The following is a 26377-nucleotide window of genomic DNA, read 5'->3' as shown; positions in this document are numbered from 1 at the left end:
GCCCGGTCAGGCGCGGGCACGCCCTCAGGCCCGGTCGGGCCCGGTCACGCCCGGCGGGGCAGGCCGCGCACCGGCAGGTCGGGCGGCGGCGCACCCTGCGGTGCGCCGGCGTCGGCCACACGGTGGCGTCGTCCGTACCGGGCGGCCAGCGGACCCGCGGTGACGCCATGGGCGAGCACGCTGAGGAAGACTGTCACTGCGATGACGGAGACTGCCTCGCGCGCGTCCGGTCCGAGCTCCTCCAGCGCGAGGAGGGCGAAGACCAGAGAGGCGAGTCCGCGTGGCCCGAACCAGCCGATGAAGAGCACCGTCCCGCGGTCGAGGCGAGCGCCCAGCGAGGCCAGCGCGACCGGGACCATCCGCACGATCGTGAGGCTCAGCACGGCATACAGCAGGGTGGTGGCATCCGGGTTGTCGACCACGATCGGCACGGCGATGGCACCGAAGGCCAGCCACACCAGCAGTGAGACCAGCCCACTGGCCTGTTCGAGGAAGAGCAGCTCGGCAGGACCGCGCTGCCCCGCCGTGGCGGCGAAGGCGAGGCCGCCGAGGAAGGCTGCGATGAAGCCGTTCCCGTGCAGGCTCGTCGAGGTCACGTAGGAGAGCAGGGCCAGCGCGAGCACGGCGATGCCGGTGAACTCCTCCGAGGCCCAGTGGGCGCGCCGGGCGCGGCGCAGGAGCCACCCGCCACCGGCTCCGACGACGACCCCCACCGCCGCACCGATGAGCAGCTCGACCGCGGCGGTGCCCACCCCGGTGCTGTCCGGCAGCGCCTCGGCGGAGGCGGCGCCTGCGACCGCCAGCAGCACCACCGGCGTCGCGATGCCGTCGTTGAGGCCGCTCTCGACGGTGATCAGGCGACGCACGCGTGAGGGCACCACGGGGTTGGTCACCACCGGTACGCCCAGGGCGGCATCGGTCGGTGCCAGCGCGGCCGCCACCAGCAGGGCCAGCCACACCCCGAGCGACGGGAACAGCCACGCGGCCAGTCCCCACCCGGCCAGGACGGTCAACGGCAGCCCGACCGCGAGCAGCCGCACGCACATCCCGATGTCGGCACGCAGGTCCTGCACCCTGAGGCGGGCGGCGTCGGAGAACAGGACCCAGACGAGGGTGACCTCGACCAGGGGCTTCACCGTCTCGGGCGCCGTCGGCCCCTCGACCACCCCGGAGCCGGCCAGCACCGCCCCGACCGCCATGAAGACGATCGGGGCCGTGAGGTCGGCCCGCTCGAGCCGCGAGGAGATGACGCCCCAGAGGAAGATCGAGGCGGCGATGACCAGCACGACGGTTGTGCTCAACTGCCACCTCCCTCGGGCTGACGGGTCGCTACTGCCGCGCCATCGCGGCCCGCAGCTCGCTCTCCTTGTCCTGGATCAGCTCCCCGGAGAGGTCCACCGTGACCTTCTGGAGCGTGCCCGTGAAGCGGAACGGCGCAGCGTATGCCGTCGTGACCGCCGAGCCCGGATCGGCACCGCACGTCATTGCGCCGGGGTTGAACATGAAGGGCGTGGTCCACGGCGCCTCGCTCGCCCCGACCAGCGCGTTGTCCACGTAGAGCTGGAAACGGCCGGGCATGCCGTGGCCGTGGGCAGGGTCGGGCTCGCCCTGCGGCTCGAACTCGAAGCGCAGCTCGTGGTCGCCCGGCGGAACGGCCTCGGTGGAGGTGACCTCGAACCTCTCCCGGCCCACCCAGTTGTGCACGTAGCGCAGGCGCCCGTCCTGGACGTAGAACGAGAACCCGCCTGCGGCCGTGCCCTGGGCCAGCAGGACCCCCTCGGCCCCCTCGTCGGGGATGCGAACGGCCGCCGAGATGCTGTGCGCGCGGTTGAGCAGGCGCGGCCCGGCGAAGAAGGGCACCGACTGCGTGTTGGGGTAGAGGGTGTAGGTGTTGCGCGGCAGCGCCACGAGCGGCTGCGGGTGTCCCAGGCGGGCCAGCCCACTGCCGTCGACGGGGAAGACGTCGTACTTGCCCGCCTCGGCGTACCAGGTGGCGATGAGCGCGATCAGCGTGTCCCGGTTGGCATCCGCGACGTCGTGGCACTCCGCGAAGTCCTCGGCGACGTGGTAGAGCTCCCAGCCGTGCGCGTCGAGGTCACTCAGCGTCCTGGCAGAGATCGGCTCGCCGAACCCCTTGCCTGCCTCGGCGAAGGACGGCCCGGGCCACGGGCACACTGCCCGCCACCCGTCGTGGTAGATGGAGCGGTGGCCGAGCATCTCGAAGTACTGCGTCCGGTGGCGGCTCTCCGCCTGGCCATCTCCCAGGGAGTACCCGAAGCTCACGCCCTGCAGCGGTGACTGGGTGACCCCGCGGATGCTCTGCGGTGGTTCGAGGCCCAGCAGCTCGAGGACGGTGGGCACGATGTCGATGATGTGGGTGTACTGGTGGCGCACCTCGCCGGACGCTCTGATGCCCCGTGGCCAGCTGACGATGAACGGGTCGGAGGTGCCGCCGCGGTACGTCTCCCGCTTCCAGCGGCGGAACGGCGTGTTCCCCGCCCACGTCCACCCCCACGGGTAGTGGTTGAAGTGGTTGGGACCGCCGATCTCCTCGATCACGGCGAGGCTGTCCTCGAAGGGCTCGGGCGCGTTGTTGAAGAACTGCGCCTCGTTCGTCGTCCCGGTCGGGCCACCCTCAGCGCTGGCCCCGTTGTCCGAGACCACCATCACGAGGGTGTTGTCGAGCTCGCCGATGCTCTCCAGGAAGTCGAGCACCCGCCCGATGTGGTGGTCGGTGTGCGAGAGGAACCCGGCGAAGACCTCCATCATCCGGGCGTACAGCCTGCGCTGGTCGGAGCTCAAGGTGCTCCACTCCGGGACGTCCGGGTCGTGCCTCGAGAGCTCAGCGGCCTGCGGCACGATGCCGAGCTCCTTCTGGCGGGCGAAGACGCGCTCGCGGTAGACCTCCCAGCCGTCGTCGAACGCCCCGCGGTAGCGGTCCGCCCACTCCTTCGGGACGTGGTGGGGCGCGTGCGTGGCGCCCGGGCAGAAGTGGAGGTAGAAGGGCTTGCCGGGGTCGATCTGCTTGGCATCCGCGATGAACTCGATCGCCTTGTCGGCAAGGTCCTCGGTGAGGTGGTACCCCTCCGCAGGCGTCCTCGGCGGCTCGACCTGGTGGTTGTCGTAGACGAGGTCGGGGTCCCACTGGCTGGTGTCGCCTCCGAGGAAACCGTAGTAACGCTGGAAGCCCCGACCCAGCGGCCAGCGGTCGTAGGGACCGGCGGGGGTCTCCTCCCTGCTCGGCAGCAGGTGGTACTTCCCGACCATGTAGGTGCTGTAGCCGTGCTGCAGCAGCATCTCGGACAGGAAGCCGTTCTCGAACGGGATGGCCCCGTTGTAGCCGGGATAGCCGGTCGCCATCTCGGTGATGCTCGCCATCGCGTTGCTGTGGTGGTTGCGCCCGGTCACGATGCACGCGCGGCTGGGTGAGCACAGCGCTGTCGTGTGCATGTTGTTGTAGCGCAGGCCGCGGGAGGCGAGGCGGTCCAGGTTGGGCGTGGCAATGGGGCTGCCGTAGCACCCCAGGTGGCCGAAGCCTGTGTCGTCCAGCACCACGATCACCACGTTGGGCGACCCCTCGACCGCCCGCACCGGCCGCGGCCAGGCAGGTTCCGACTCGTCCGCCGTACGTCCGATCACGCCAGGGAAGCTGGCACCCGGCTCATACTCCGTGAAGCCCATGGGAAGTGCACCTTTCTGTGGAAGCGTTCCGTCCACAGTCCGGTGTGGTGGCGTCGCGCGGCATCACCCGAGGTGGGTGAGCCGCGAGGGCCCGCTACCTGCCGACAGCCCAGCTACCTGCCGGCTGCCCTGCTGCCTGCCGGCTGCCCTGCTGCCTGCAGGCGGGGCAGCCGCGCTACCTGGCCGTGTCGTCGAGCAGGCCGAGCAGCTGCCGGCAGACGGTGCTCGCTCTCAGCTGCGTCCAGCGGTGTGCCGTCAGGAAGGCCACGAGGGCCTCGGCACGCGGGTCGTCGGCCGGCACCGGCTCCACCTGGCGCCACTCGCCTGCGGAGGCGCCCGGCACGGCGGCCAGGAGCCGTTGCACCGCATGACGGTCCCACTGGGCCAGCGCCAGCCTGGCAAGCAGGTGCGGGGTGAAACCGCGCCAGGGGTACCGCTCGAGGGTCAGGCACAGGGCTGCGACGACAGGGTCGTCGTGGGGGCGGTTGGCCGTCATGGTGCGACTCGCGTCCGGTCTGCTTTGTGCGCTTTGTTCTGCACAGGGGCACCCTCTCACCCCGACGGGATGAGGTGGGGCTTACGGGCCGGGCAGAGCATGGCAGGACCGCGAGGACCACCTTCCAGGCCCTCGCCCGCGAGCGCAGGAGGCAGGCCATGACCGACCAGCTGACCAGGGAGTCCGCTGAACCCGTAGACGAGCTCGGCCCGGTCGACTGGCTGGTGGTGGAGTTCCCCGGGAGCCAGTTCAAGGGGGAGATCGCCCCGGCGCTCGACGACCTCGTGGAGGCGGGGACCATCCGGGTCCTGGACCTCGTCCTGATCAAGAAGGACGAGGACGGGTCCGTCGGCTTCTTCGAGATCAGCGACCTCGACGAGGGCGAGCTCGGCGGCATCGTGGCCTACGAGACGGAGCTGGCGACGCTGCTCGCCGCCGAGGACGTCGAGGCGGTGGCTGCGGCGGTCGAGCCGGGCAGCAGCGCCGGCCTGCTCGTGTGGGAGAACACCTGGGCGGCGCCGTTCGCGTCGGCCGTGCGGCGGGCCGGGGGACAGCTGGTCGCCAACGGCCGCATCCCCGTCCAGGCGATCCTGGCGGCCATCGAGGCCGACCTGGGCGAGGACGACGATGACGAGACGGACGAGGACAGCGAAGCACGGACGGAGGGCGAGTGACATGCCACTGGCAGCACGCAGGGCACGCAGGGCAGCGGTGATCGGACCGGCACCGGTCGCACGGACGGCCACCACGGTGGCCACCGCAGCGGTGGTGGCCCACGGAGTCGGGCGCCGCACGGACCGGCGTGACGACCGTCGCGACGACCGCAGGGACCGGCGCCGTTGAGCCTGACCGCACCCGCGGCCTTCCACGTGATGGCGAAGCCCACCGGCGCCATCTGCAACCTGGACTGTGAGTACTGCTTCTTCCTCTCGAAGGACCAGCTCTACCCGGACAGCGCGTTCCGCATGGACCCGGCGGTCCACGCGGCATACGTCGGCCAGCTGCTCGCCGCCCACGGCGACGCAGAGGAGGTGGTCGTCGCCTTCCAGGGTGGCGAGCCCACGCTCATGGGGCTGGACTTCATGCGCCGGACGCTGGAGCTGGAGGAGGAGTACCGCCGGCCCGGCCAGAGGGTGCTCAACACCCTGCAGACCAACGGGACGCTGCTCGACGACGAGTGGGGGGCGTTCCTGAAGGAGCACGGCTTCCTGGTGGGCCTGTCCATCGACGGCCCGCGCGAGATGCACGACGCCTACCGCGTCGACAAGGGCGGCAAGCCCACCTTCGACCGGGTGCTGCGCGGGCTCGGCGTCCTGCAGCGCCACGAGGTGGAGTGGAACGCCCTCACCACCATCAACGCGGCGAACGGCGACCACGGCCGCGAGGTGTACACGTTCCTGCGGGACGACCTGGGTGCGCAGTTCATCCAGCTCATCCCCATCGTGGAGCGGGTGACGGCCGAGCAGCTCCCGCTGGCCGAGACCGGGTGGGGACGCCGCCACGGCGAGCGTCCGCTGTACCGGCAGGAGGGCGACCTCGTCACCCACCGCACGGTCGGGGCCGAGCAGTTCGGGCAGTTCCTCGTCGAGGTCTTCGACGAGTGGGTGCGCCACGACGTCGGCGACGTGTTCGTGCAGATGTTCGACACCGCCCTGGCCCACTGGCTGGGGATGGACGACGCAGGCATGTGCGTCCACGCGAGGACGTGTGGCGAGGCCCTCGCGCTGGAGCACAACGGCGACCTGTACTCGTGTGACCACTTCGTCGAGGAGAAGTACCTGCTCGGCAACATCCGGGGTGACCGCCCCCTGTTGCAGCTGGCGACCTCACCGCAGCAGCAGGCCTTCGGCCGGGCCAAGCTCACCACCCTGCCGGCGTACTGCCTTCAGTGCGACGTGCGGTTCGCCTGCAACGGCGGCTGCCCCAAGGACCGGTTCCTCACGACTCCGGACGGGGAGCCGGGACTGCACTACCTCTGCGCCGGCTACCAGCGCTTCTTCCGCCACGTCGACGAGCCGATGCGCGTGATGGCCTCGCTCCTGCGGCGAGGCTCGGACGCCACGGGGATCCAGGACTGGTATGCCGCGCGCGACAGGGACAGGGACGGGGACAGAGACAGGGACGGGGACAAGGACGGGGACAAGGACGGGGTCGGGGTCGGGGACGCGGACGCGGGTGGGGGCGGGGACGGGGCCCTGACGCGCCGTTGACCGCTCGCGCACAGCGGGCGGATCATCGGCGGGGTGGAGCCGCAGACGCGCTACGCCCGTAGCGGGGACGTCTCGATCGCCTACCAGGTGGTGGGCGAGGGACCGCACGACGTGGTCGTCGCTCCCGGCTTCATCTCCCACGTGGAGCTCTCCTGGGAACAGCCGGCGCTGCGCCGGTTCCTGACGAGACTCGCGGCGTTCAGCCGCCTGGTGGTGTTCGACAAGCGCGGCACCGGGCTGTCCGACCCGGTCGCGAGCGCCCCGACCCTCGAGGAACGCGCCGACGACCTGCGCGCCGTCATGGACGCCGCAGGAATGGAGCGAGCCGCGGTCCTCGGCATCTCCGAGGGCGGGACGATGGCGCTGATGTTCGCGGCGGGCCACCCCGAACGCACCTCGGCCCTCGTCCTCTACGGGACGTGGGCCCGCCTCGGCGCCGCACCCGACTACCCCGAGGGCGTCGACCCCGAGCTGCTCGCCGGCCTGGTCCGCCTCGTCGACCGCTGGGGCACCGGCGTGGGGCTGTCCGCCTGGGCACCGTCACGGCGGGACGACCAGCAGCTGCGTGACTGGTGGGGCCGGCTCCAGCGGTCGTCGGCCAGCCCGGCGATGGCCCGCACGCTGTTCTCCTCCTACCCCGACCTCGATGCGCGCTGCCTGCTCCCCACGATCCAGGCACCGGCCCTCGTGCTGCACCGTCGTGGCGACCAGATGGTGCCGCTCGCGCTCGGCCGCTACCTGGCCGCACACCTCCCGCACGCACGCCTCGTCGAGCTGCCGGGTGATGACCACCTCTTCTTCGTGGGCGACACCGACACCGTCCTCGACGAGATCGAGCTGTTCCTGACGGGTGCCCGCCCGGCCCAGCCCGTGGACCGGGTCGTCACCACCCTGCTCTTCACCGACGTCGTCGGGTCGACCGCCCTCGCCGCCGAGCTGGGCGACCAGCGCTGGCGTGAGCTGCTCGAGGGCTTCAAGGACGCCGTCAGCCGTGAGGTCGAGAGGGGCGGCGGTCGGGTGGTCGACTTCGCCGGCGACGGAGCCCTGGCCGCCTTCGACGGTCCGGCCCGCGCCATCCGGTGCGGCCTCGGGCTGCACAAGGCGCTCGCGCCGCTCGGGCTTTCTCTGCGGGTGGGGGTGCACACCGGAGAGGTGGAGCAGCTGCGCGGCGGTGACCTCGGCGGGCTGGCGGTGCACCTGGCGGCGCGCATCATGGCCGAGGCGGCCGCCGGTGAGGTGCTGGTCTCGAGCACGGTGCGGGACCTCGTGGTGGGCTCCGGCATCGGCTTCACCCCACGAGGCACCCGGGTCCTCAAGGGGATCCCGGGAGAGTGGTCACTGCTGGCCGTGGACGCGTGAGCCGCCTCACCGCCACTGCCCACCGCCACCGCCTCACCACCCCGGGGTGAGGCCGGTCCACGGCGAGCGGCAGGACGCTGGGCAGGTGTCTATGCAAGGAGGAGCCGATGCGCGAGCAGCACGTGTTCGAGACCCCAGAGGCCCGTGCCGAGAAGGGGCTGACCGCTCGGAAGCGGCTCCCGCCCGAGGAGCACGCCGCGCTCGACCTGCGCGCCGACCGGGATGCCGTCGGGGTCCTGGTCCAGCAGCTGCCGTCCCGCCTGCCAGAGCTGGTGGGCATCCGCAACGAGCGCATGTCCGCCTCGCCCTTCGCCTTCTTCCGTGGGGGAGCCGCGGTCATGGCGGCCGACCTCGCGCCCCAGCCCCACACGGGCCTCTACGCGCAGCTGTGCGGTGACGCCCACCTGGCCAACTTCGGCATGTTCGCCTCCCCGGAGCGCAACCTGCTCTTCGACGTCAACGACTTCGACGAGACCTGCCCCGGACCGTGGGAGTGGGACGTCAAGCGGCTGGTCGCGAGCCTGGCGGTGGCCGGGCGGGCCAACGGGTTCACCGACAAGCAGAACACCAAGGTGGTCGTGGCGGCGGCGCGCCGCTACCAGGACGCCATGCGAGGGTTCGCGGGCCAGGGCAACCTCGCGGTCTGGTACGCCCGGGTGTCGGTCACCGAGCTGCGCGGGTTGCTGGCCGACGACATCAACGCCAAGGCGGGGAAGCGGTTCGACAAGGCGATCGCCAAGGCCATGGGCCGCGACCACCTCCGCTCGGTGGCCACCCTGACGCAGGTCGTCGACGGGGTCCGCCGCATCGTGAGTGACCCGCCCCTGTTGGTGCCGGTCGCCGAGCTGGCCCCCGAGGTGGCGCGCGACGAGCTCGAGGAGTCGATGGAGAACCTGCTGTGGGACTACGCCGACTCCCTGGCCCCCGGTCACCGTGAGCTGGCCAGGTCGTACTCGTTCGTCGACATGGCCCGCAAGGTCGTGGGTGTCGGCAGCGTCGGCACCCGCTGCTGGGTGGTGCTCATGCGCGGCCGCGATGACGGCGACCCCCTCCTGCTGCAGGTGAAGGAGGCGCAGCCGTCCGTGATCGCCTCCCACCTCGGGCTGCCGAAGCAGCGTCACGAGGGACTGCGGGTCGTCACCGGCCAGCGGGTCATGCAGGCGGCCAGCGACATGTTCCTCGGCTGGCAGCGCGCCATGGGCCTCGACGGAAAGATCCGCGACTTCTACGTCCGGCAGCTGCACGACTGGAAGGGCTCGGCGTCGATCGAGGACATGACCCCCAAGAACCTGCGCCTCTACGCCGAGGTCTGCGCGTGGACCCTGGCCCGGGCCCACGCCCGCTCCGGCGACCGCATCGCCATCGCGGCCTACCTCGGTGACGACGAGCAGTTCTCCCGGGCGATGGCGGTCTTCGCCGACTCCTACGCCGACGTGAACGCCCGCGACCACGCGAAGTTCACCGAGGCCGTGGCGAACGGTGCGTCCGTGCTCAGGGCCTGAGCTCGACGCTCGACACAGCGGTCGCACGGTGCGAGCGCCGTTCACCACGCCGCCGCAGGACCCAGATGGTCAGGCAGGCCAAGCCGCCTGCGAGGAGCAGCACCGGTGTCGAGATCATCGCCATGAACACGGCCCCGTCATGAGGGGTGAGGGTGCACCCGAAGCCGATGCCCTCGCACTGGCCGTCGGGGTTGTGCTCGGGCGCCGTGAGGATCCAGGCGGAGAAGGCGACGGCGGGTAGAGCCCACAGGAGGGCGAGCGCCCAGACGTACGACAGGCGGCTGCGGTTCATCGTCATGCGCCCACGATGACGCGCATCGGGCGTCCCGTCATGGGCGCCGGTACTCAGGTCGAGGTCACCGCCGTCGGCGCAGCAGGGAGCGGAGCGCCATGGCCATCACGATGGCCACGAGCTGGGCACCCATGACGACACGGTTGACGTCCACGGCCGGACGCCAGCTGACCTCGCCGCCCTTGACGACGTAGACGCCTGCCGGGTCAGCGGTGAACCCCCCGCCGCCGCCGCTGCCCTCGCCCTCGTTCTGCGGGCTGGTGCCGGAACCCCCGCCGGCGCCGCCCCGCACGCGGGCGACCGGCACGAGCAGCACGTCTCCCTCGTGGATCGGTTCGCCGAAGACCCGCGAGACCTTGGCGCTGTCGGTGGCCTGGCCGAGAAGCTGCTGGATGTCCATGCCGCCACCGTAGGTGGGACGCCCCCTCGCTCCGCAGGTCCAAAAGTCCTAGCCCACAGCCTTTCTCGTGGCGCGCGCCAACACCTGACGGCAGCCCGACGCCCAGGGGACCGGCGAGGCCGGCGTGTGCCGCGGCATACGGCTGGGACACCAGGAGCGGCACGGCCACGAACCGGCTGGGTCGCGCCGAACCGGTGCCCTTCGCCCCTGTGGCGCGCGGCGACGGCGACGACACGGTGGGGGTGTCGACGAAAGGGGAACGTCATGCGGCACATCGAGATCCAGGTCGAGTTCCCGGCCGTGCCCCGCGAGCACGCGACGAGGCCACTCGTGCTGGCGCCGACCCGCTGGCCGTACGTGCTGTCCGGCTGCCTCGCGGTCGCGGCGGCCGTCTCGGCGGGTTTCAGCCTGTGGGCGCCGTCGGTGCTGACCGGACCCGAGGTCACCCAGGGCAACCTGCGCGGTACGGCCCTCGTCGTGCTCGCCCTCGGTGTGCCCGCCCTGCTGGTCGCCATGGCGGCGTCCTCGCGCGGATCGGCACGGGGGCTGGTCGTGTGGCTCGGTGCCATCGCCTACCTGCTGTACCAGGGCGTGTTGTTCTGCTTCGGCACGCCGATGAACAACCTCTTCCTCGCCTATGTCGCGATGCTGGGCCTCGGCCTGTGGTCGCTGCTCGTGCTGCTGCGGGCCGTGGAGGTGCACCGGTTCACGGCGCGCGTCCACGGGCGGATGCCCACCCAGCAGCTCGCGGCGGTGACCGCCCTCTTCGCGGTGCTGAACGGCCTGGCCTGGCTGGTGCGGATCCTGCCGGTCGTCTTCACACCCCACCCCGGGTCGCTGCTGGAGGGCAGCGGGATGCTCACCAGCCCGGTCTGGGTGCAGGACCTCGCGTTCTGGGTGCCGGCGGCCCTGGTGGCGGCCTGGTGGTTCTGGAACCACCGGCCCTGGGGCGTGCTGCTCGGCGGTGGCCTGCTGACCTTCTACGCGGTGGAGTGCCTCAGCATCGCGAGCGACCAGTGGTTCGGCGCGCAGGCCGACACCTCGCAGCCCGACCTCGCGTCCACCGCGCTGGTCGGCCCGTTCCTGGCGCTGGGTGCGGCGCTCGGGGCGGCCGTGGTCTGGCACCTTCGCCACCTCGACCGGGCCGACTGACGCGTCGTCAGCGGGGCGCCGTCAGCGGTGCCGCGCGGTCAGAGGTGCGTCGTCACGGTCAGCGGTGCGTGCCGCGCACCAGGGTGACGATGGCGACGCCGATGCCGATGGCGCTGCCGACGATGCCGATCGCCACGAGCCAGCGGAACACCGTGTCCCAGGGAAATCCCCCACCCTCGAACGAGAAAGGCCACACCTGCCAGATGCGCACCATCGCGGCGAGCCCGATGCCGGTGGTGACGAGGTCGCCGAGCGAGCGGAGCCGGGGCGGGTCGGCGAACAGGTAGACCAGGTTGGTGATGATGCCGGTCAGGATCGAGGCGTTCACGAGCCCGAGCACCTTGGTCATGTCCTGCGTCAGGAAGGGCAGGGCCTCCCAGCCGGGTCGGCGGTTGACCAGGTAGAGCACCAGCCCGTTGAGGGCGGCGGCGACGATGTAGCCGCTGCGCCGGGCAGCCACGCTCGGCCGTCTGGGTGAGGCGGTGGTGGCCATGGTGTCGGCTCCTGGCTCAGGAGGCGGATCGGCTGCGGGTCTGCGTTGCGCCCCTGGACGGCGTCAGCCGGCCGTGTGCAGGCCGAGCAGGGTGAGGCGCGACGACTCGTTGACGAGGAAGCGGACCGCGTCGTCGATGGTGCGCAGGCTGTCGGCGTCCGCGTCGTCGAGGTGCACCTCGAAGCCGGCCAGCTCGCTCAGCCTGCCCACGAAGCTGCAGAAGCGCGGCGGGTCGAGGTGGCAGACGTAGCGGACGTCGGCTCCGGCGCGCACCGCCTCGAGGTCGGCGTCCGGGGCGACCTTGCGTACGGCCTTGAGGTAGATCGTTCGGGCTTTGTCGGGGGTCACGGGCACCTCACCGGGTCGGGCCGGACCATCGGGCGTCCAGCTGTTCTTGCCTCCCCCTGCACTCTGCAATATGGATGAGGGCGCTGTCAGCGAAACAGGGCCCAACGGCCTTGCGCGACAGGACATGTCCACCCGGGCGGTGGCCGGTTCGTCCCGGTTGGGCCCGGCCCGTCCGGAACCTCCCCGGCACGCGAGTCGGCCGGGCGGTGGTGCCGGCCACGGTTCCTCAGCCCGGGAGCGTCCAGGACTCGCCGGGGTGCAGCACGACCGGCTCGCAGCCGGGGGCCAGCCGCTGCACGTCGTGGGCGAACGCGAGCCCCGGCCGGTCCATCCAGCCGCGCGGCAGGTGCCTGCCGGCCGGCATGTGCAGCGTGCCCCAGTGCACCGGGATGGCGTGGCGGGCACCCACGACGTCGCACGCCCGCGCCGCCTCCTCGTGGCCCATGTGGCCGCCGGAGAGCCGCGGCGCCCAGCCCGAGACGGGCACCACTGCGAGGTCGATCGGGGCGCCGGCCAGCTCCGCGAGGTCGGCCATGTCGCGGTACAGCTCGGTGTCACCGGCGACCCACACGGTCGTGCCGGCGGCCTGCACGAGGTGGCCGTTGGCGTCGTTGGGGCGGTGCGGCATGGGCCGGTGCCCGTGCACCGCCCGCACCAGGCGCACCCGGACCTGCCCGTCTGACCCCAGCGTGGCCCATTGGCCCTCGTCGAGGCCGGTGCCGGCGGCCAGGCCCTTCCCTGCCAGCCACCGGGCGTTGGCCCGCGAGGTGAGCACGGGTATGCCGTTCAGCTGGCGCAGCGAGGACAGGTGGGCATGGTCGTGGTGCAGGTGGGAGAGCAGCACGGCGTCGAGGCGCTCCCATGCGCCCGTGTCCGGTGTCGCGAACCGCCGCCGCAGGATGCCGGCGTGTCGCTCGAGCAGCGGGTCGGCCACCAGGCGCACGCCGCCGAGGTCGAGGACCACGGTGGAGTGGCCGAGCCAGGTGACCCGCAGCCTCACGGACGCACCCCGAGCCGGCGCATCCACGCGACGAGCTGGTCGTGCAGCTCCTCGGAGCCGACCAGCTCCCTCCCGCCTGCAAGGGGGTCGCCGTCCTCCACGGGAAGGTCGGCGGGGTAGAGGAGCACGGCCTCATTCTGCTGCCCCCCGAGGCCGCCGTGCGAGCCCACCTGCTCCTCGAAGGCGTGCACCTGGCCGTAGGCGTCGACGGAGGAGACGACGATGAGGTCGGCCGCGTTGTCGAGCCCGGCGCAGCGCAGCAGGTCGGCACGTCCACGGGGGCCGTACTGGGCCAAGGGGTCCTCTCCCTCGACCGTGCCGTCGCCCAGCACGCACAGCCCCGCCCGGCCGACTGCGACGGGCCCGCGGCTCTCGGTCTGCGCCACCACCACGCCGACGGAGTCGCGGCTCACCAGGCCGGGCACCAGCCGGGGCCAGCGCACGTGCACCTCCTCGAGGGTCACCCGGCCCGGCAGCCGCGGGAACCACACCGCGCCGAGGTTCCCCGAGGCCACGACGGCCAGCTCGGGAAGCTGCTCGGTGGCGGCGGCCTCGGGCCGGTGTCGGTCGGGTCCGACGACGACGGGACGGCGGGCGGGACGGCTGCTCAGCAGCGTGGTGAGCAGGGTGTTCACCGGACCCCAGGCCTCTCCCTCGGAGGCCTCCACGGACGCGCTGTCCGGCACCTCCAGCAGCCCACGGCACACCGTCGCGAGGTCGGTGCCCTCCACCTGCCGGAAGGTCGCGCCCAGGCTCTGCCCGTGGTCGGACAGGACCACGACCCGGTACGAGCGTCCCGAGGTCAGCAGCACCTGCTCGAGCAGCGCCAGCACGCCGTCGAGCCCCTCGAGGGCCCGCAGCGCCTCCGGCCGGCTGGGGCCGGCGTGGTGGGCGATCTCGTCGTAGTCGACGAGGTTGACGTAGATGGCGGGGGTGCCGCGCACCAGGTGCTCGGCCACCAGCGAGACGTTGAGGTCGCGCAGCAGCACGTTGCTGATGCCCCGCAGCACGACGTACCAGCCCTGCCGGCGAACGCGGGGCACGACGTTGCGGACCCGTTGCCGACGGCCCTGGTAGAGCTCCTTGACCATCTCGAGCACGCTGCGGCTCAGCGCGCGGGAGAGCACGAACGGGCTGGCGAAGAAGCGCAGGAAGCTCGGCCCCGGCCCGAGGCCGCCCCCGCCACCGGCGGCGCTCATGACGAGCAGGCGGGTCTGGGCGTCGCCCGAGAACATCGTGCTGATCGCCACGCCGCCGTGCGCGAGCAGGCCGTTGCCGTCGCTGACCCGCGACTCCACGAGGGCCGAGTCCTGGGGACGGTTGGCCACGACGAGGCGGCCGAGCTCCTTGTCCCACCAGCGGAACGCGGGGATCGGCTGGTTGTTGCCGTGCAGCACGCCGGCCTGGGCCGACGGGGTGGTCGAGGGCACCTGCGACCACCAGCTCGTCAGGTGGTGGGTGCCCTCGCGCAGCCAGCGCGCCATCGTCGGCGCGAGCCCCGCCTCGATGGCCTGTTCGAGGGCGCTGCGCGAGAGGCCGTCGAGCTGCACGAGGAGCAGCCCCGCCTCGGCGGGGAGGGCCGGCTCGCCGCGGCGTTCACGAGCCCGCGCCCGCGACCTGGCACGGCGCATGATGTCGCCGAGGACGTACGAGCTGTCGTTGGCCCCGACCAGCCAGCGGCCCAGTGCCATCACCACGGAGGCCACCACCAGCACGACCAGCACCGCACCCCAGTCGGTGACGCCGATGCCCGGTACGAGCAGCAGGGCGCCCCAGGCCAGCGCCACCTGGGCGAGGAGCCCGGCGACCATGGCGCCGATGGCCCCGATCCCGAGGGCCAGCACGCGCAGCAGGGGGCGCAGCAGGAAGTCGCCGCCCGCGACGGTGACGGCCACGAAGATGACTGGCACCGGGCCGTCGGCTGTGACGCCGTCGACGAGCGCGATGGCCGCGCCGAGGCCGAGGCTCGTGGTGAGCAGCCCCCACCCGGCATCGGCGAGATCGCGGAGCGTGGGGACGAGGTCCCCGGCACGGCCCAGGTGCGGCACGTCCCGACCCTACCGACCGGCGTGCCGGACCACGGCCGGCTCCGCGAAAAGGCATGGCAACGGCCGCGGTTCGGCACCCATACTCGCCACGTGGCCCTGCGCCGGCTGGATGCGACGCCCACCTGGTTCGTGTATGCCGCGGCGTGGGCGTTCGTCGGCACGCTGTCGTGGACGACAGCGGCGGTCTACTTCGTGCGCGAGGCGGGGCTGAGCCCGTTGCAGCTGGTGCTGGCCGGCACGGCGCTGGAGGTCGCCTACTTCCTCTCGGAGGTGCCGACGGGGGTGCTCGCCGACCTGTACTCGCGTCGGCTCTCGCTCGTCGTGGCGGCCGTCGTCTGCGGGTCGGGCATGCTCGTCGTCGGCCTCGCCCCGGGCCCGGGCGTCGTGCTGGCCGGCATGGCGCTGTGGGGCTTCGGCTGGACGTTCCGCAGTGGCGCCGAGGACGCGTGGCTCGCCGACGAGGTGGGCAGCGAGGGGCTCGGTGCGGCATACCAGCGGGGCGCGCAGGTGGAGCGGGTCGCCGGCCTGACCGGCATCGGCGCCGCGGTGGCGCTCGCCTCCGTCGACCTGCGCCTGCCCCTGCTGGGCGCCGGAGCGACCGCAGGTCTGCTCGCCGTCTTCCTCGCCGTGGCCATGCCCGAGCGCGGGTTCACCCGACCGGACCGGGTGCCCGGCCCGGCCGCCTCGGCGCGCGCGGCGCTGGCGACGTTCGGCGACGGCCGACGCGAGGTGCTGGCCCGCCCGGTGCTGCTGGCCGTGCTGGGTGTGGCCGTCGCGGTGGGTGCCTGGAGCGAGGGCTGGGACCGGCTCTGGGAGGCCCACCTGCTGCTCGACATCGGCCTGCCGACGTTCTGGGGGCTCGACGACGTCGCGTGGTTCGGCGTGTTGGCGGCGGGCACCCTGCTCATCTCGTTCGTCGTGGCTGCACCCCTGGTGGCCCGCATCGAGCGACTCGAGCACGCCCGGCTGGCAAGGCTGCTCGCTGCCCTGCACACCCTGCTCCTGGGCGCCGCCCTCGCCTTCGCCCTGGCCGACCGGTTCTGGCTCGCGGTGAGCGCCTACTGGGCGACCACGGTGGTCCGCTCGCTGGCGTCGGCGCCGTTCCGCACCTGGCTCAACCTCGGCATCGCCGAGTCGTCGTCGCGGGCCACGGTGCTCTCGATCACCAACATCGCCGGCAGCGCCGGCGAGTGGGCCGGGGGACCGGCACTGGGCTGGGTCGGCACCCGGTGGACGGTGCGGGCAGCGCTGGCCACCGGCGCCCTGGCGCTGCTGCCGGCCGTGCTGCTCCTGGCCCGCGCCGGTCGTCATGGCGACCTCGAACCGTCCGCCGTGGTCGGCGAGGTGGCGGCCGGGGCGGCTGGCGAGGTGGCCGGGGAGCCCGGTGGTGAGATCGGTGGCCCGGTCACACCGGGTGCGGCGTCCCGCGGCTGAGCAGGCCGACGATCGCGTCGATGGTGCGCAGGTCCTCGTCCTCCTCGATGCGGAACCCGGCGCCCTGGCTGAGCCGCTCCACGATCTCCACGAAGTCGAGCGAGTCCAGCTCGAACCGCTCCCGGATGTCGGTCTCGCCACCCAGGCCGGTCAGGTCGGCGTCGGGCACGACGACGCGCAGCGACTGCTCGAGAAGGGTGCGTGCCTCGTCAGGTGTCATAGCTCCTCCGGTTTCTGCAGCAGTCGGTCGAGGTGCTTGAGGAACCGTGCGCCGACGGCTCCGTCGCTGGCCCGGTGGTCACCGGCCAGCGTCGTGGTCACCAGCGGCCGCACGCCGAGCAGCCCGTCGACCGCCCACGGCCGCTCCGAGACGGCGCCGAACCCGACGAGCGCGACCTGCGGCGGGTAGATCACGCCCAGCACGCTCTCGACGCCCTGGTCGCCCAGGTTGGAGACGGTGATGCTCGGCTGCGCCAGGTCGGAGCCGCGCAGGCGGCCGGCCCGCGCCCGCATGGTCAGCTCACGCATGGCCGCCATCATGTCCGTGACCGAGAGGGTGTCGGCGCGGGGGATCGCGGGAACCAGCAGCCCGCCACGGCGCAGCGACAGGATCAGCCCGAGGTCGACGTCGTCGCTGGGGCGGAACCGTCCCTCGACCCAGTGGCCGTTGAGCTCGGGCACCTGCCGCGCCGAACGGGCAGCCGCCAGCAGCAGCAGGGCCGACGGCACCAGGCGCTGCTCGACGGGCAGCTCACGGTTCCGGGCGCGCACCCAGGAGAGGGCAGCGGTCAGGTCCACCGTGGCGCTGAGGTAGTAGTGCGGGATCTCCCGGTTCGACACCGTCATCAGCGCGGCGATGCTCTGGCGCATCGAGTCGGCGTCCGCCCGCTGCGGCTTTGCTGCCGGCGGTGGCGGCGCGGCGGACTCAGCGGCGCGGCGCACGTCCGCCGCGGTCACCGCACCACCGGAGCCGGTGCCGTGTATGCCGTCGAGCCGGGTTCCGAGGTCGGCCGCCAGTCGGCGGGCATAGGGCGAGATGCGTTGGCGCACAGTGGGACTCGGCAGGGTTGGCCGCGTGGGGGCTCCGACGGTGGCGGTTGCGGCGGTGGCGGCTCTTGCTGCGGCGGCGTGCTCGAGGTCGGCGCGCGTCACCGCGCCGTGCCGTCCGGTGCCGACGATCGTCGCGAGGTCGATGCCCAGCTCGTGGGCCCGGTGGCGCAGCACGGGCGAGACCGGGGGCAGGTGGCGCGTCGCCGCCTCGGCGGGCGTCACCGGTGCGGCCTCCACCTCTGGTGGAATCGCCGCTACCGCGACCGCCGCTGGAGCCGCGACCGCTGCCGGAGCCGCGACCCGAGCCGCCTCGGCCACCGCCGGGGCAGCTGCAGCCACGACGGCCGCAGCCTCCTCGGGGATCGCCGCCTCCGCAGGCGTCAGGTGGGCGAGCACCCCACCCACGGGCACCACGTCGCCCTCGTGTGCCAGTAGCTCGCCCACGGTGCCGTCCTCGAAGCACTCGACCTCGACGGCTGACTTCGGCGTCTCCACCACGGCGATGACGTCGCCCCGCTTGATGGTGTCGCCAGGGGAGACGAGCCACTCGATGAAGGTGCCCTCCTCCATGTCGGCCCCGAGGGAGGGCATCACGAAGTCACCCATCACCAGACCCGTCACCCTGGTCTTCGCCAGTCCCGTCACCACGCACGGCACGGCGCGCGGCCGCGGCGATCGTCTCCGGCTGCGGCAGCGCCGCCTGCTCGAGGTGCGCGGCGTACGGCAGGGGCACCTCGGCGCCGCACACGCGCTCGACGGGGGCGTCGAGGTCCCAGAAGCCCTTCTCCGCCAGGCGTGCCGAGATCTCCCCGGCCAGGCTGCCCGAGCGCCACGCCTCGTCGACGACCACGGCGCGGTGGGTCCGCGCGAGCGAGCCGAGCAGGGTCGCGTCGTCGAGCGGACGGAGCACCCGAAGGTCGATGACCTCGGCTTCGATCCCGTCTGCGGCAAGTAGCTCCGCGGCCTCCAGGGTCTTGCCCAACCCCCCGCCGTAGGCGACCAGGGTGACGTCGGAGCCGGGCCGTCGCACGGCCGCGGTCGCGATGTCCACCTCGGGCAGCGGATCGGGCAAGGAGCCCTTGAGCCCGTAGAGCGAACCGTGCTCGAAGATCAGCACGGGGTCGGGGTCCTGCAGCGCGGGCCACAGCATCCCCCGGGCGTCCTCGAGGGTGGCCGGCGCCAGCACTCGCAGGCCGGGGATGTGGGCGTACCAGCCCTCGAGCGAGTGTGAGTGCTGCGCGGCGAGCTGCCGCCCCCCGCCGGTCGTCATCCGGATCACCAGCGGCACGGCGAGCTGGCCGCCGGACATGTGCAGCAGCGTCGCGGCGTTGTTGAGGATCTGGTCGAGGGCCAGCAGGCTGAAGTTGACCGTCATGATCTCGACGATCGGGCGCATCCCCCTGATGGCGGCGCCGATACCGGCACCGGTGAACGCGGACTCCGACAGCGGGGTGTCCCGGATCCGCTCCTCCCCGAACTCCTCGACCAGGCCGAGACTGACGGCGAAGGAACCGCCGTAGCGTCCGACGTCCTCGCCCATGAGGAACACGCGCGGGTCGCGTTGCAACGCCTCACGGTGGGCCTCGCGCAGCGCCTCCCGGTAGGTGGTGACGGCCGTCTCCGGCGCCGGTGCGGCTTCACGGCGTGGTGCACTGGGAGCTCGCGCCGGGGTCATGGCTCGGACCTCTGGCTGATCATGGCGTCTGCCTCTCGCTGGTCACGAACCGCGTGAGGTCCGAGACCGGTTCGAGGGGTGCCGCCTCCGCTGAGGCGATGGCTGCCTCGATCTCCTGGGCGATCTCGCCCTCCCAGGTCGCCACCTCGTCGTCGCTGACGACGCCCTGGGCGAGCAGCTCGCCCGTCAGGCGCGGGATGGGGTCCGACTGGCGCCAGCGCTCGATCTCCGCCTTGTCGCGGTAGCGGTCCGGGTCGTACATGGAGTGCGCGCGGAACCGGTACGTGCGCAGCTCGAGGAAGCACGGCCCGCCTCCGCCGCGGACGAGGGCGATGGCCCGCTCGGCGGCCTCCCGCACGGCGAGGACGTCCATGCCGTCGACCGCCCAGGCCACCATGCCGTAGGAGGCGGCGCGCACGGTGAGGTCGGTCTCGGCGTGCTCGCGGGCGAGGGCGGTGCCCATGGCGTAGCGGTTGTTCTCGCAGACGAAGAGCACCGGCAGGTGCCACAGGGCGGCCAGGTTGGCGCTCTCGTGGAACTCGCCCTCGGCCATGGCCCCCTCGCCGAAGATGCAGGCTGTGACGTCGTCGCGGTCGTTCATCCGGTCGGCCAGTGCCATGCCGACCGAGGGAGGCATCCCACCGCCGACGATGGCGTTGCCGCCGTAGAAGCGCAGGTCGGCGTCGAAGAGGTGCATCGAGCCGCCGCGACCGCGGCTGCACCCGGTGGCCTTGCCGAACATCTCGGCCATGACGGCGTTCATGGGCACGCCGCGCGCGAGGGCGTGGCCGTGCTCGCGGTAGGTGGACACCACTGCGTCGCCGGGCCCGAGTGACGAGATGACGCCGACCGCGACGGCCTCCTCGCCGATGCACAGGTGCAGGAACCCGCGGATCTTGGTGGCGCTGTAGAGCTCGACGCACTTCTCCTCGAAGCGGCGCACACGGATCATCTGGCGCAGCAGGGCCGGCGCCCCTTGCGCCAGGAGCGTCTCGCGGTCGTGCGCCAGCGCGGTCACGCCGGACGCTCCACCGTGGACAGGTCGCCCTCGGGCAGGCCGAGCTCGCGGGCCTTGAGCAGCCGGCGCATCACCTTGCCGCTCCGGGTGTGGGGCAGGTGCTCCTCGAAGGCGATCTCACGAGGAGCCACGGACCCCAGACGCTTTCGCCCGAACGTGATCAGCTCACGGCGCAGCGACTCACTCGGCACCATGTCGGCCTTGAGGGTGACGAACGCCTTGACGATCTCCCCGGCCAACGGGTCCGGCTTGCCGATCACACCGACCTCGGCGACCGCAGGGTGCTCCATCAGGGCGCTCTCGACCTCGAACGGGCCGATGAGGTGGCCGGCCGACTTGATGACGTCGTCGGCGCGGCCCACGAACCACAGGTAGCCGTCTCCGTCGAGGCGGGCGAGGTCCCCGGTGAGGTACCAGCCGTCCACGAACGCCTTGGCGTAGCGCTCCGGCTCGCCGAGGTAGTCGCGGAACATCGAGGGCCACCCCGGCCGGATGGCGAGCTCGCCGACAGCGTGGGGGTCGTCGAGCACGTGCACGTGCCCGTCGACGACGCCGGCACGTCCGTCCGCACCGCGCTCGAGGACCCCCACCTCCACCCCCGGCATCGGACGACCCATGGAACCCGGCCTGACCGGCATACCGGGGTAGTTGCTCACGATGATCGCGCCGGTCTCGGTCTGCCACCACGTGTCGTGCACCGGCAGCCCGAACGCCTCCAGGCCCCACAGCACCGCCTCGGGGTTCAGGGGCTCGCCGACGCTGACGACGTGCCGCAGCGACGACAGGTCGTAGTCGTGGGCCATCTCGACCCCGCGGCGCATGAGCATCCGCAACGCCGTCGGCGCCGTGTAGAAGACCTCGACCTTCTCGTCCTGGAGGATCGAGTACCAGCGCTTGGCGTCGAAGTCCGCGGAGTCGGTGATGACGGTCGCGCCGCAGGTGAGCGGGCCGATGATGCCGTAGGACGTGCCGGTCACCCACCCGGGGTCGGCCGTGCACCAGTAGAGGTCGCCGGGGGAGAGGTCGAGGGAGAACCGCGCGGTCGCGTGGTGCGCGACAACGGCCTCGTGGACGTGGACCGCGCCCTTGGGGCGCCCCGTTGTGCCGCTGGTGAAGTGCAGCAGTGCCGGTTCGTCCGGGCGTGTGGACACGATCTCGAAGCCATTGCGCTGCAACGACTCCGAGGCCTCTTGCATGACCGTCTCCCAGGCCATGACCTCGGCGGTGGATGGCTCGTCGCCCGCACCACCCGCGTCGACCACCACCACGGTCTGCAGGTCGGGCAGGCGGTCACGCACGGGCGCGACCTTGTTGGCGTAGGACTCGCTGTCGGTGACGAGCACCCGCACGCCGCCGAGCTCGAGGCGCTGGCGCACCGGCTCCATGCCGAAGGCGGGGAAGAGTGGGCAGTACACCGCGCCGGCCTTCAGGGTCCCCAGCGCGGTGAGGTACAGCTCCGGCGAGCGGGGGAGGAGTGTGCAGACGCGGTCACCCCGGCGGACCCCCAGGTCCTGCAGCGCCACGGCGGTGACGTCGGTCTGCCGGGCGAGCTCCGCGTAGGTGAGCTCCGTGGTCGGTTCATTCCGGGCGAGGAAGCGCACCGCCACCACGTCGGCCAGGTCGCCTCTTCCGTGCCGGTCCACGGCCTCGTGCGCGATGTTCAGGGCACCTCCGGGAAGTCCCTCGAGCCAGCCGCGGGCCTGCCGCCAGGTGAAGGTGCGCCGGCGGACCGCCCAGTCCCCGATGAGCGGCGCCCTGCGGGGGGTCAACGCGATCGGAGGCCGCTGGCCCTCACCGCCACCGGCCCCTTCGTCACGTTCGAGCACCACCTCGCCCATGGCAGCACGATGCGCCGGGGATCGTCCCCCGGACAGGGACCTAAGCCACTGTTTGCCCTTCGGGGGCGGGCGTGGACTGGACAACGGTCCCGGCAACGCTGCCGCGCGGGACCGACCCCGTTCCGCCCACGACAGGAAGGCAGCCCATGACCACCAACACCCCGAGCCGCTCGCCCGAGCTTCGGCGCCGCACCCCGTGGGAGGAGTTCTCCCTCGCGCCCTGGAGCCACCGGATGCGTGAGCTGATGGAGGACGTCTTCCAGGGCCTGCCTGCCGGTGTCGACTTCGCGCCCGGTGGGGAGCTGCAGGAGACCGACGACGCCTTCACGGTCGAGCTCGACCTGCCCGGTGTCGACAAGAAGGACATCAACATCGAGATGTCAGACCGCAGGCTCACCGTGCGGGGCGAGCGTGTCGTCAAGGAGAAGGAGGGCGTGATGCGCCACTCCACCCGGGTGACCGGCACCTTCAGCTACGAGGCGATCCTGCCCTGCCCGATCGACGAGGCGAAGGTGAGCGCTGCGCTCAGCGAGGGCGTGCTGACCATCACCATGCCCAAGGCCAGCGAGGCGAAGAGCACCCACATCACGGTGAAGTGACCCGGTCCGGCGACCCCGGGCCGAGGGGGAGACCGACGCGCCGGTGACCGGCACAATGGGCCCGTGAGCGGTGACGTCATGCGGGTCTGGGCGGTCGGTCGCCCCGGCCCGCTCGCGGAGCGGCCGCTGCGGCTCGTGGAGCTGCAGCGGCCGAGTCCTGCCGCGGGCGAGGTGCTCGTCCGCGTGCGGGTCTGCGGGGTGTGCCGCACCGACCTCCACCTCGCCGAGGGAGACCTGCCGCCGCGCCGGCCCGACACGGTGCCCGGCCACGAGGTGGTGGGCGAGGTCGTCGCCACCGGCGCTGGGGCGCACCGGTTCTCGCCCGGGGACCGCGTCGGCATCGCCTGGCTCCGGCACACCTGTGGCACGTGCCGGTGGTGCCGCAGCGGCCGCGAGAACCTCTGTGAGCGGTCGCGCTACACGGGGTGGGACGCCGACGGCGGGTACGCCGAGTTCGCCGTCGTGCCAGAGGCGTTCGCCTACCGGCTGCCGGACGCGTTCACCGACGAGCAGGCGGCGCCCCTCCTGTGCGCCGGCATCATCGGCTACCGCTCGCTCCTGCGCGCCCGGGTGCCGGCCGGCGGCACGCTCGGCATCTACGGCTTCGGCGCCAGCGCCCACCTGACGGCGCAGGTCGCCATCGCCCAGGGAGCCGAGGTGCACGTGCTCACGCGAGGTGAGGGCGCCCGGCAGCTGGCCCGCGAGCTCGGTGCCGCCTCGGTGGGTGACGCGCGCGAGGCCCCGCCCGTGCCGCTCGACTCGGCCATCGTGTTCGCCCCGGCCGGCGACCTCGTCCCGCTCGCCCTGGAGGCGCTCGACGCCGGCGGCACCGTCGCGTGCGCCGGCATCCACATGAGCGACGTGCCGACTCTCGACTACCAGCGCCACCTGTTCCGTGAGAAGACGCTGTGCTCGGTGACGAGCAACACCCGGCGCGACGGCGAGGAGTTCCTCGCGCTCGCCGCCAGGTTGGGCCTGCGACCCAGCACCACGGCATACCCCTTGGAGCGCGCCGACGAGGCGCTGGCCCACGTCGCCGCCGGTGACCTGCGCGGCGCCGCCGTGCTGCGCGTGGGTTCCTAGTCGACGAGGACGCGCTCGCCGAGGCGGGGCACCGCGACGGTCCAGCCCGTCTCGCGGCGGATGCGACCGGCCAGCGACTCGGCCGCGGCCTCCTCGCCGTGCACGACGTAGACCGTCTCGGGCGGCTCGGGGATGCGCAGCAGCCAGTCCACGAGCTCGGAGGAGTCGGCGTGCACCGAGAACTCCTCGTCGACGACGACCTCGGCCCGCACCGGTACGTAGCGCCCCATGATCTTGACCTCGTGCGCGCCGTCGGCGAGGGCGCGGCCGCGGGTGCCGACCGCCTGGTAACCGGTGAGCACCACGGTGTTGCGCGCGTCGGGCAGCAGCGACTTCAGGTGGTGCACGACGCGGCCGCCGGAGGCCATGCCCGACGCCGAGATGATGATGGAGGGGCGGTGGGGGTTGTTGAGGGCGCGCGACTCGTCGGCGGTGTGGGCGGTGTGCAGCCCGGGCCACCGCTCCAGGCCCTGCACCGCGCCCGGCTTGAGCTCGTCCTGGTGGCGGCCGCTCCGGTAGACCTGCAGCGCGGCCAGCGCCATCGGGCTGTCGACGTAGATCGGCGCCGACGGGATGGCGCCGCGCTCGAGCATGTCGGCCAGGGCGGACAGCACCAGCTCGGTGCGGTCGACGGCGAAGGCCGGGATCAGCACCGAGCCGCCGCGGCGGATGGTGCGGCGCACGGCGTCGGCGAACTCCGCGTGCGGCTCGGCACCCGGCTCGGGGTGCTCGCGGTCGCCGTAGGTCGACTCGAGCACCACGGTGCGGGCCGCGGGCGGGTCCTCCCTCGCCCGCAGCACGGGGTGGTCCGTCCGCCCGAGGTCGCCGGAGAAGAGCACGGTGCCGCCGTCGGCCTCCACCGCCACGGTGGCCGAGCCGAGGATGTGCCCCGCCCGGGCGAACCGGATCCGGAGGCCGCTCCCGAGGTCGCGCGCCTCGCCGTAGGGGAGCGCACGCAGCGTGCGGATCGCGACCTCGGCATCGGCCTCGGTGTAGAGCGGCAGCGGGGGGTCGTGGCGCGAGTAGCCGCCGCGGCGGGCGTTCTCGGCGTCCTCCTCCTGGAGGTGGGCGCTGTCGCGCAGGATGATCGCGGCCAGCTCGGCAGTGCCCTCGGTGGCCAGGGTCGGCCCCGCGAAGCCCTGCTTCACCAGCGCCGGCAGGTAGCCGCAGTGGTCGAGGTGCGAGTGCGTGAGCACGACCTCGTGGATGCTGCTCGGGTCCAGGGGGAGCGGCGCCCAGTTCAGCCGCCGCCACTCCCGCTCACCCTGGTAGAGGCCGCAGTCGACCATGAGCCGGTGTGCGCCGTGGTCGAGGAGGAACTTGCTGCCGGTCACCGTGCCGGCGGCACCGAGGAAGGTGAGCGAGGTCGGCATCAGGCGGTGCACCTCCGCTCCCGCTTGAGGGCGGCTTCGGTATGCCGTCGCGCGGCCCACTCCGCGCGCAGCTCGGGGTCGGAGGTGACGAGGTAGACCAGCCCGCAGTCCTGCGGCCCGCTGACGCCCGGCACGCACAGCGAGCACGGGTCGCCGTCACGGATGGGGCAGGCAGGAACCGGACGCTGGGGCACGGAACCGACGCTACGGACACCGCCCCGCGGCACACAGAGTCCTTCGGACCCTCTGGGCACGGGTGCGCATCGGGCGCCGGACCGGGGCTGCCCTACGACGGAAGGTGGATCCCGTTGTCGGGGCGTCGTGCGAGGGTCGGTGCGAACCCGCCACCGCCGCAACTCCCCGCTGCCGCACGGCAGCCGCGGCCGGTGGACCACAGCACGACGAAGGGCGGGGGTTGAAGGTGAACGCAGGAGAGGCGAACACCGTCCCGTACACCGAGGCCGACCGGGGACCGGTGGAACGCCAGGGCCGCAGCCGTCCCGACGGCTACGGCAACTACCAGTGGCTGAGGCCGGGCAGCCGGACCCTTCGGCTCATGGACGCCGGCGACGACGTGAAGTACCTCCAGCGGCACATCGGCGCCGAGCCTGACGGCTACTTCGGCCCCGAGACCGCGCAGGCGCTCGACGAGTTCCGGCGGCGGCAGGGGCTCGGTGACCCCGGGGAGCAGGCTGGTGCCGACCTCGTCGGGGTCGTGGTGGGCCGCGACGTCTGGTCGGCGATCCTCGGCAGCCACAGCGCCCTGCCGCGCACCCGGCGCCGGTGGCGCCTGGGCGGCGACCCCCGGATGACCCGCCGCTGACCACTTCGCGCCACTGAGCCTCCGTGGCGCGGACCCCCGTGGGCCCGCCTAGGCTCGCGCTCGTGACCTGCGTCTTCTGTGCCATCGTCGAGGGGTCGGTGCACGCCCACGTGGTGCTCGACGAGCCCGAGGTGGTGGGCTTCCTCGACGCGCGGCCGGTGTTCAAGGGGCACGTGCTCGTCGCGCCGCGGGCCCACGTGCCGACGCTGCTCGAGGTCACGCCGCGGCTGATGCCGGTGCTCATGGGCGCCGCCCAGCGGGTCGCCGCCGCGGTCGTGGAGGGGCTGGGCTCGCAGGGCTCGTTCGTGGCGATGAACAACGTCGTGAGCCAGAGCGTGCCGCACCTGCACGTGCACGTCGTGCCGCGCACCAAGGGCGACGGGCTGCGGGGCTTCTTCTGGCCGCGCACGAAGTACGCCGACGCCGACGAGGCCGAGGGGTATGCCGCGCGGCTGCGATCCGCGCTGGCCCCACCTGCCTGACGCGAGACCAGCGCGGTCACC

Annotated in this window: 26 protein-coding genes; 10 read left to right on the top strand and 16 right to left on the bottom strand. The window is 72.7% G+C overall.

Annotation, left to right across the window (positions count from 1 at the left end; all coding sequences use genetic code 11):
- Positions 1–44: 44 nt before the first annotated feature.
- The 3 genes from BMW78_RS02370 to BMW78_RS02360 all read right to left on the bottom strand — a co-directional run bounded on the left by BMW78_RS02370 (position 45) and on the right by BMW78_RS02360 (position 4177).
- Positions 45–1301, bottom strand: a complete 1257-nt coding sequence (locus BMW78_RS02370) for a cation:proton antiporter domain-containing protein (protein WP_091755971.1) — start codon at positions 1299–1301, stop codon at positions 45–47.
- A gap of 28 nt (positions 1302–1329) precedes the next feature.
- Entirely contained in the window at positions 1330–3639 is a 2310-nt protein-coding gene (locus BMW78_RS02365; protein WP_218144195.1) for an arylsulfatase, read from the bottom strand.
- 217 nt (positions 3640–3856) lie between these two features.
- On the bottom strand, positions 3857–4177 hold the full coding sequence (locus tag BMW78_RS02360; protein WP_091755967.1) for a hypothetical protein: 321 nt from the start codon (positions 4175–4177) through the stop codon (positions 3857–3859).
- Positions 4178–4335: 158 nt separating this feature from the next.
- On the opposite strand from BMW78_RS02360, the gene BMW78_RS02355 reads away from it, so the two are divergent.
- The 4 genes from BMW78_RS02355 to BMW78_RS02340 all read left to right on the top strand — a co-directional run bounded on the left by BMW78_RS02355 (position 4336) and on the right by BMW78_RS02340 (position 9248).
- A complete protein-coding gene (locus tag BMW78_RS02355) occupies positions 4336–4851 on the top strand; it encodes a DUF6325 family protein (protein WP_091755965.1) in 516 nt (171 codons plus the stop codon).
- A gap of 165 nt (positions 4852–5016) precedes the next feature.
- Positions 5017–6387, top strand: coding sequence for an anaerobic sulfatase maturase (locus BMW78_RS02350; RefSeq protein ID WP_218144194.1), 1371 nt, complete (start codon positions 5017–5019; stop codon positions 6385–6387).
- A 33-nt stretch (positions 6388–6420) separates the two neighbouring features.
- Positions 6421–7746: an adenylate/guanylate cyclase domain-containing protein gene (locus BMW78_RS02345; RefSeq protein ID WP_218144193.1), complete on the top strand. Its 1326-nt coding sequence runs from the start codon at positions 6421–6423 to the stop codon at positions 7744–7746.
- A gap of 107 nt (positions 7747–7853) precedes the next feature.
- Positions 7854–9248 carry a DUF2252 domain-containing protein gene (locus BMW78_RS02340; RefSeq protein ID WP_091755961.1) on the top strand — a complete coding sequence of 465 codons (1395 nt, stop codon included), beginning with the start codon at positions 7854–7856 and terminating at the stop codon, positions 9246–9248.
- On the opposite strand, the gene BMW78_RS02335 is transcribed toward BMW78_RS02340, so the two are convergent.
- Entirely contained in the window at positions 9238–9546 is a 309-nt protein-coding gene (locus BMW78_RS02335; protein ID WP_091755960.1) for a hypothetical protein, read from the bottom strand. The two genes, BMW78_RS02340 and BMW78_RS02335, sit on opposite strands and share 11 nt — an antisense overlap.
- A gap of 58 nt (positions 9547–9604) precedes the next feature.
- Entirely contained in the window at positions 9605–9940 is a 336-nt protein-coding gene (locus BMW78_RS02330; protein ID WP_091755959.1) for a spore germination protein GerW family protein, read from the bottom strand.
- A 264-nt stretch (positions 9941–10204) separates the two neighbouring features.
- Here BMW78_RS02330 and BMW78_RS02325 point away from each other — a divergent pair, with 264 nt between their 5' ends.
- Complete coding sequence (locus tag BMW78_RS02325; RefSeq protein WP_091755957.1) at positions 10205–11092, top strand: hypothetical protein; 888 nt, start codon at positions 10205–10207, stop codon at positions 11090–11092.
- Positions 11093–11150: 58 nt separating this feature from the next.
- On the opposite strand, the gene BMW78_RS02320 is transcribed toward BMW78_RS02325, so the two are convergent.
- The 4 genes from BMW78_RS02320 to BMW78_RS02305 form a co-directional block, all read right to left on the bottom strand.
- The gene (locus tag BMW78_RS02320) at positions 11151–11585 is read right to left on the bottom strand and encodes a hypothetical protein (protein ID WP_091755955.1); all 435 of its coding nucleotides are present in this window, start codon (positions 11583–11585) and stop codon (positions 11151–11153) included.
- A 63-nt stretch (positions 11586–11648) separates the two neighbouring features.
- Positions 11649–11933, bottom strand: coding sequence for a hypothetical protein (locus BMW78_RS02315; protein WP_091755953.1), 285 nt, complete (start codon positions 11931–11933; stop codon positions 11649–11651).
- Between the two features lie 226 nt (positions 11934–12159).
- Positions 12160–12933: an MBL fold metallo-hydrolase gene (locus tag BMW78_RS02310; protein WP_091756538.1), complete on the bottom strand. Its 774-nt coding sequence runs from the start codon at positions 12931–12933 to the stop codon at positions 12160–12162.
- Positions 12930–14981 carry a phage holin family protein gene (locus BMW78_RS02305; RefSeq protein WP_245735612.1) on the bottom strand — a complete coding sequence of 684 codons (2052 nt, stop codon included), beginning with the start codon at positions 14979–14981 and terminating at the stop codon, positions 12930–12932. The genes BMW78_RS02310 and BMW78_RS02305 overlap by 4 nt, the downstream gene beginning before the upstream one ends.
- A 90-nt stretch (positions 14982–15071) precedes the next feature.
- Here BMW78_RS02305 and BMW78_RS02300 point away from each other — a divergent pair, with 90 nt between their 5' ends.
- Positions 15072–16415 carry an MFS transporter gene (locus BMW78_RS02300; RefSeq protein WP_091755952.1) on the top strand — a complete coding sequence of 448 codons (1344 nt, stop codon included), beginning with the start codon at positions 15072–15074 and terminating at the stop codon, positions 16413–16415.
- Here BMW78_RS02300 and BMW78_RS02295 read toward each other — a convergent pair.
- Genes BMW78_RS02295 through acsA form a run of 5 tightly spaced genes read right to left on the bottom strand, consistent with a single transcriptional unit; the run spans position 16387 to position 21996 of the window.
- Positions 16387–16635 (bottom strand): phosphopantetheine-binding protein, encoded by a 249-nt coding sequence (locus BMW78_RS02295; RefSeq protein ID WP_091755950.1) that lies wholly within the window; start codon positions 16633–16635, stop codon positions 16387–16389. The two genes, BMW78_RS02300 and BMW78_RS02295, sit on opposite strands and share 29 nt — an antisense overlap.
- Positions 16632–18071, bottom strand: a complete 1440-nt coding sequence (locus tag BMW78_RS02290) for a 2-oxo acid dehydrogenase subunit E2 (protein WP_091755948.1) — start codon at positions 18069–18071, stop codon at positions 16632–16634. Before BMW78_RS02290 ends, BMW78_RS02295 begins: the two co-directional genes overlap by 4 nt.
- The gene (locus BMW78_RS02285) at positions 18064–19140 is read right to left on the bottom strand and encodes an alpha-ketoacid dehydrogenase subunit beta (RefSeq protein WP_091755947.1); all 1077 of its coding nucleotides are present in this window, start codon (positions 19138–19140) and stop codon (positions 18064–18066) included. The genes BMW78_RS02290 and BMW78_RS02285 overlap by 8 nt, the downstream gene beginning before the upstream one ends.
- Positions 19141–19159: 19 nt before the next feature.
- Positions 19160–20158, bottom strand: coding sequence for a pyruvate dehydrogenase (acetyl-transferring) E1 component subunit alpha (gene pdhA, locus BMW78_RS02280; RefSeq protein ID WP_342707688.1), 999 nt, complete (start codon positions 20156–20158; stop codon positions 19160–19162).
- Entirely contained in the window at positions 20155–21996 is a 1842-nt protein-coding gene (gene acsA, locus BMW78_RS02275; RefSeq protein WP_091755946.1) for an acetate--CoA ligase, read from the bottom strand. The genes pdhA and acsA overlap by 4 nt, the downstream gene beginning before the upstream one ends.
- Positions 21997–22142: 146 nt before the next feature.
- Between acsA and BMW78_RS02270 the strand changes: the two genes are divergently transcribed.
- On the top strand, positions 22143–22595 hold the full coding sequence (locus BMW78_RS02270) for an Hsp20/alpha crystallin family protein (RefSeq protein WP_091755945.1): 453 nt from the start codon (positions 22143–22145) through the stop codon (positions 22593–22595).
- A gap of 63 nt (positions 22596–22658) precedes the next feature.
- Positions 22659–23678: a zinc-dependent alcohol dehydrogenase family protein gene (locus BMW78_RS02265; RefSeq protein WP_425439036.1), complete on the top strand. Its 1020-nt coding sequence runs from the start codon at positions 22659–22661 to the stop codon at positions 23676–23678.
- Here BMW78_RS02265 and BMW78_RS02260 read toward each other — a convergent pair.
- Positions 23675–25051, bottom strand: a complete 1377-nt coding sequence (locus tag BMW78_RS02260; protein WP_091756532.1) for an MBL fold metallo-hydrolase RNA specificity domain-containing protein — start codon at positions 25049–25051, stop codon at positions 23675–23677. The two genes, BMW78_RS02265 and BMW78_RS02260, sit on opposite strands and share 4 nt — an antisense overlap.
- Complete coding sequence (locus BMW78_RS02255) at positions 25051–25245, bottom strand: DUF6767 domain-containing protein (RefSeq protein ID WP_091756530.1); 195 nt, start codon at positions 25243–25245, stop codon at positions 25051–25053. Before BMW78_RS02255 ends, BMW78_RS02260 begins: the two co-directional genes overlap by 1 nt.
- Positions 25246–25472: 227 nt before the next feature.
- Here BMW78_RS02255 and BMW78_RS02250 point away from each other — a divergent pair, with 227 nt between their 5' ends.
- Both BMW78_RS02250 and BMW78_RS02245 read left to right on the top strand, forming a co-directional pair.
- The gene (locus BMW78_RS02250; protein ID WP_091755944.1) at positions 25473–25874 is read left to right on the top strand and encodes a peptidoglycan-binding domain-containing protein; all 402 of its coding nucleotides are present in this window, start codon (positions 25473–25475) and stop codon (positions 25872–25874) included.
- Between the two features lie 62 nt (positions 25875–25936).
- Complete coding sequence (locus BMW78_RS02245; RefSeq protein WP_091755943.1) at positions 25937–26356, top strand: HIT family protein; 420 nt, start codon at positions 25937–25939, stop codon at positions 26354–26356.
- Positions 26357–26377: the final 21 nt, after the last annotated feature.

Source organism: Pedococcus cremeus (genome assembly GCF_900111375.1).
In the GTDB taxonomy this organism is placed as follows: Bacteria; Actinomycetota; Actinomycetes; order Actinomycetales; family Dermatophilaceae; genus Pedococcus_A; species Pedococcus_A cremeus.
The sequence above is the reverse complement of the archived record's forward strand: the minus strand, read 5'-3'. Positions and strand labels throughout refer to the sequence as shown.

What these genes read in the sequence shown, in the direction of transcription:
- BMW78_RS02330 (WP_091755959.1), bottom strand. Translation starts at nt 9,940, where the DNA reads ATGGACATCCAGCAGCTTCTCGGCCAGGCCACCGACAGCGCCAAGGTC.
- BMW78_RS02290 (WP_091755948.1), bottom strand. Translation starts at nt 18,071, where the DNA reads ATGGGTGACTTCGTGATGCCCTCCCTCGGGGCCGACATGGAGGAGGGC.
- BMW78_RS02285 (WP_091755947.1), bottom strand. Translation starts at nt 19,140, where the DNA reads ATGACCCCGGCGCGAGCTCCCAGTGCACCACGCCGTGAAGCCGCACCG.
- BMW78_RS02295 (WP_091755950.1), bottom strand. Translation starts at nt 16,635, where the DNA reads ATGACACCTGACGAGGCACGCACCCTTCTCGAGCAGTCGCTGCGCGTC.
- BMW78_RS02355 (WP_091755965.1), top strand. Translation starts at nt 4,336, where the DNA reads ATGACCGACCAGCTGACCAGGGAGTCCGCTGAACCCGTAGACGAGCTC.
- BMW78_RS02270 (WP_091755945.1), top strand. Translation starts at nt 22,143, where the DNA reads ATGACCACCAACACCCCGAGCCGCTCGCCCGAGCTTCGGCGCCGCACC.
- BMW78_RS02340 (WP_091755961.1), top strand. Translation starts at nt 7,854, where the DNA reads ATGCGCGAGCAGCACGTGTTCGAGACCCCAGAGGCCCGTGCCGAGAAG.
- BMW78_RS02260 (WP_091756532.1), bottom strand. Translation starts at nt 25,051, where the DNA reads ATGCCGACCTCGCTCACCTTCCTCGGTGCCGCCGGCACGGTGACCGGC.
- BMW78_RS02320 (WP_091755955.1), bottom strand. Translation starts at nt 11,585, where the DNA reads ATGGCCACCACCGCCTCACCCAGACGGCCGAGCGTGGCTGCCCGGCGC.
- BMW78_RS02335 (WP_091755960.1), bottom strand. Translation starts at nt 9,546, where the DNA reads ATGACGATGAACCGCAGCCGCCTGTCGTACGTCTGGGCGCTCGCCCTC.
- BMW78_RS02360 (WP_091755967.1), bottom strand. Translation starts at nt 4,177, where the DNA reads ATGACGGCCAACCGCCCCCACGACGACCCTGTCGTCGCAGCCCTGTGC.
- acsA (WP_091755946.1), bottom strand. Translation starts at nt 21,996, where the DNA reads ATGGGCGAGGTGGTGCTCGAACGTGACGAAGGGGCCGGTGGCGGTGAG.
- BMW78_RS02325 (WP_091755957.1), top strand. Translation starts at nt 10,205, where the DNA reads ATGCGGCACATCGAGATCCAGGTCGAGTTCCCGGCCGTGCCCCGCGAG.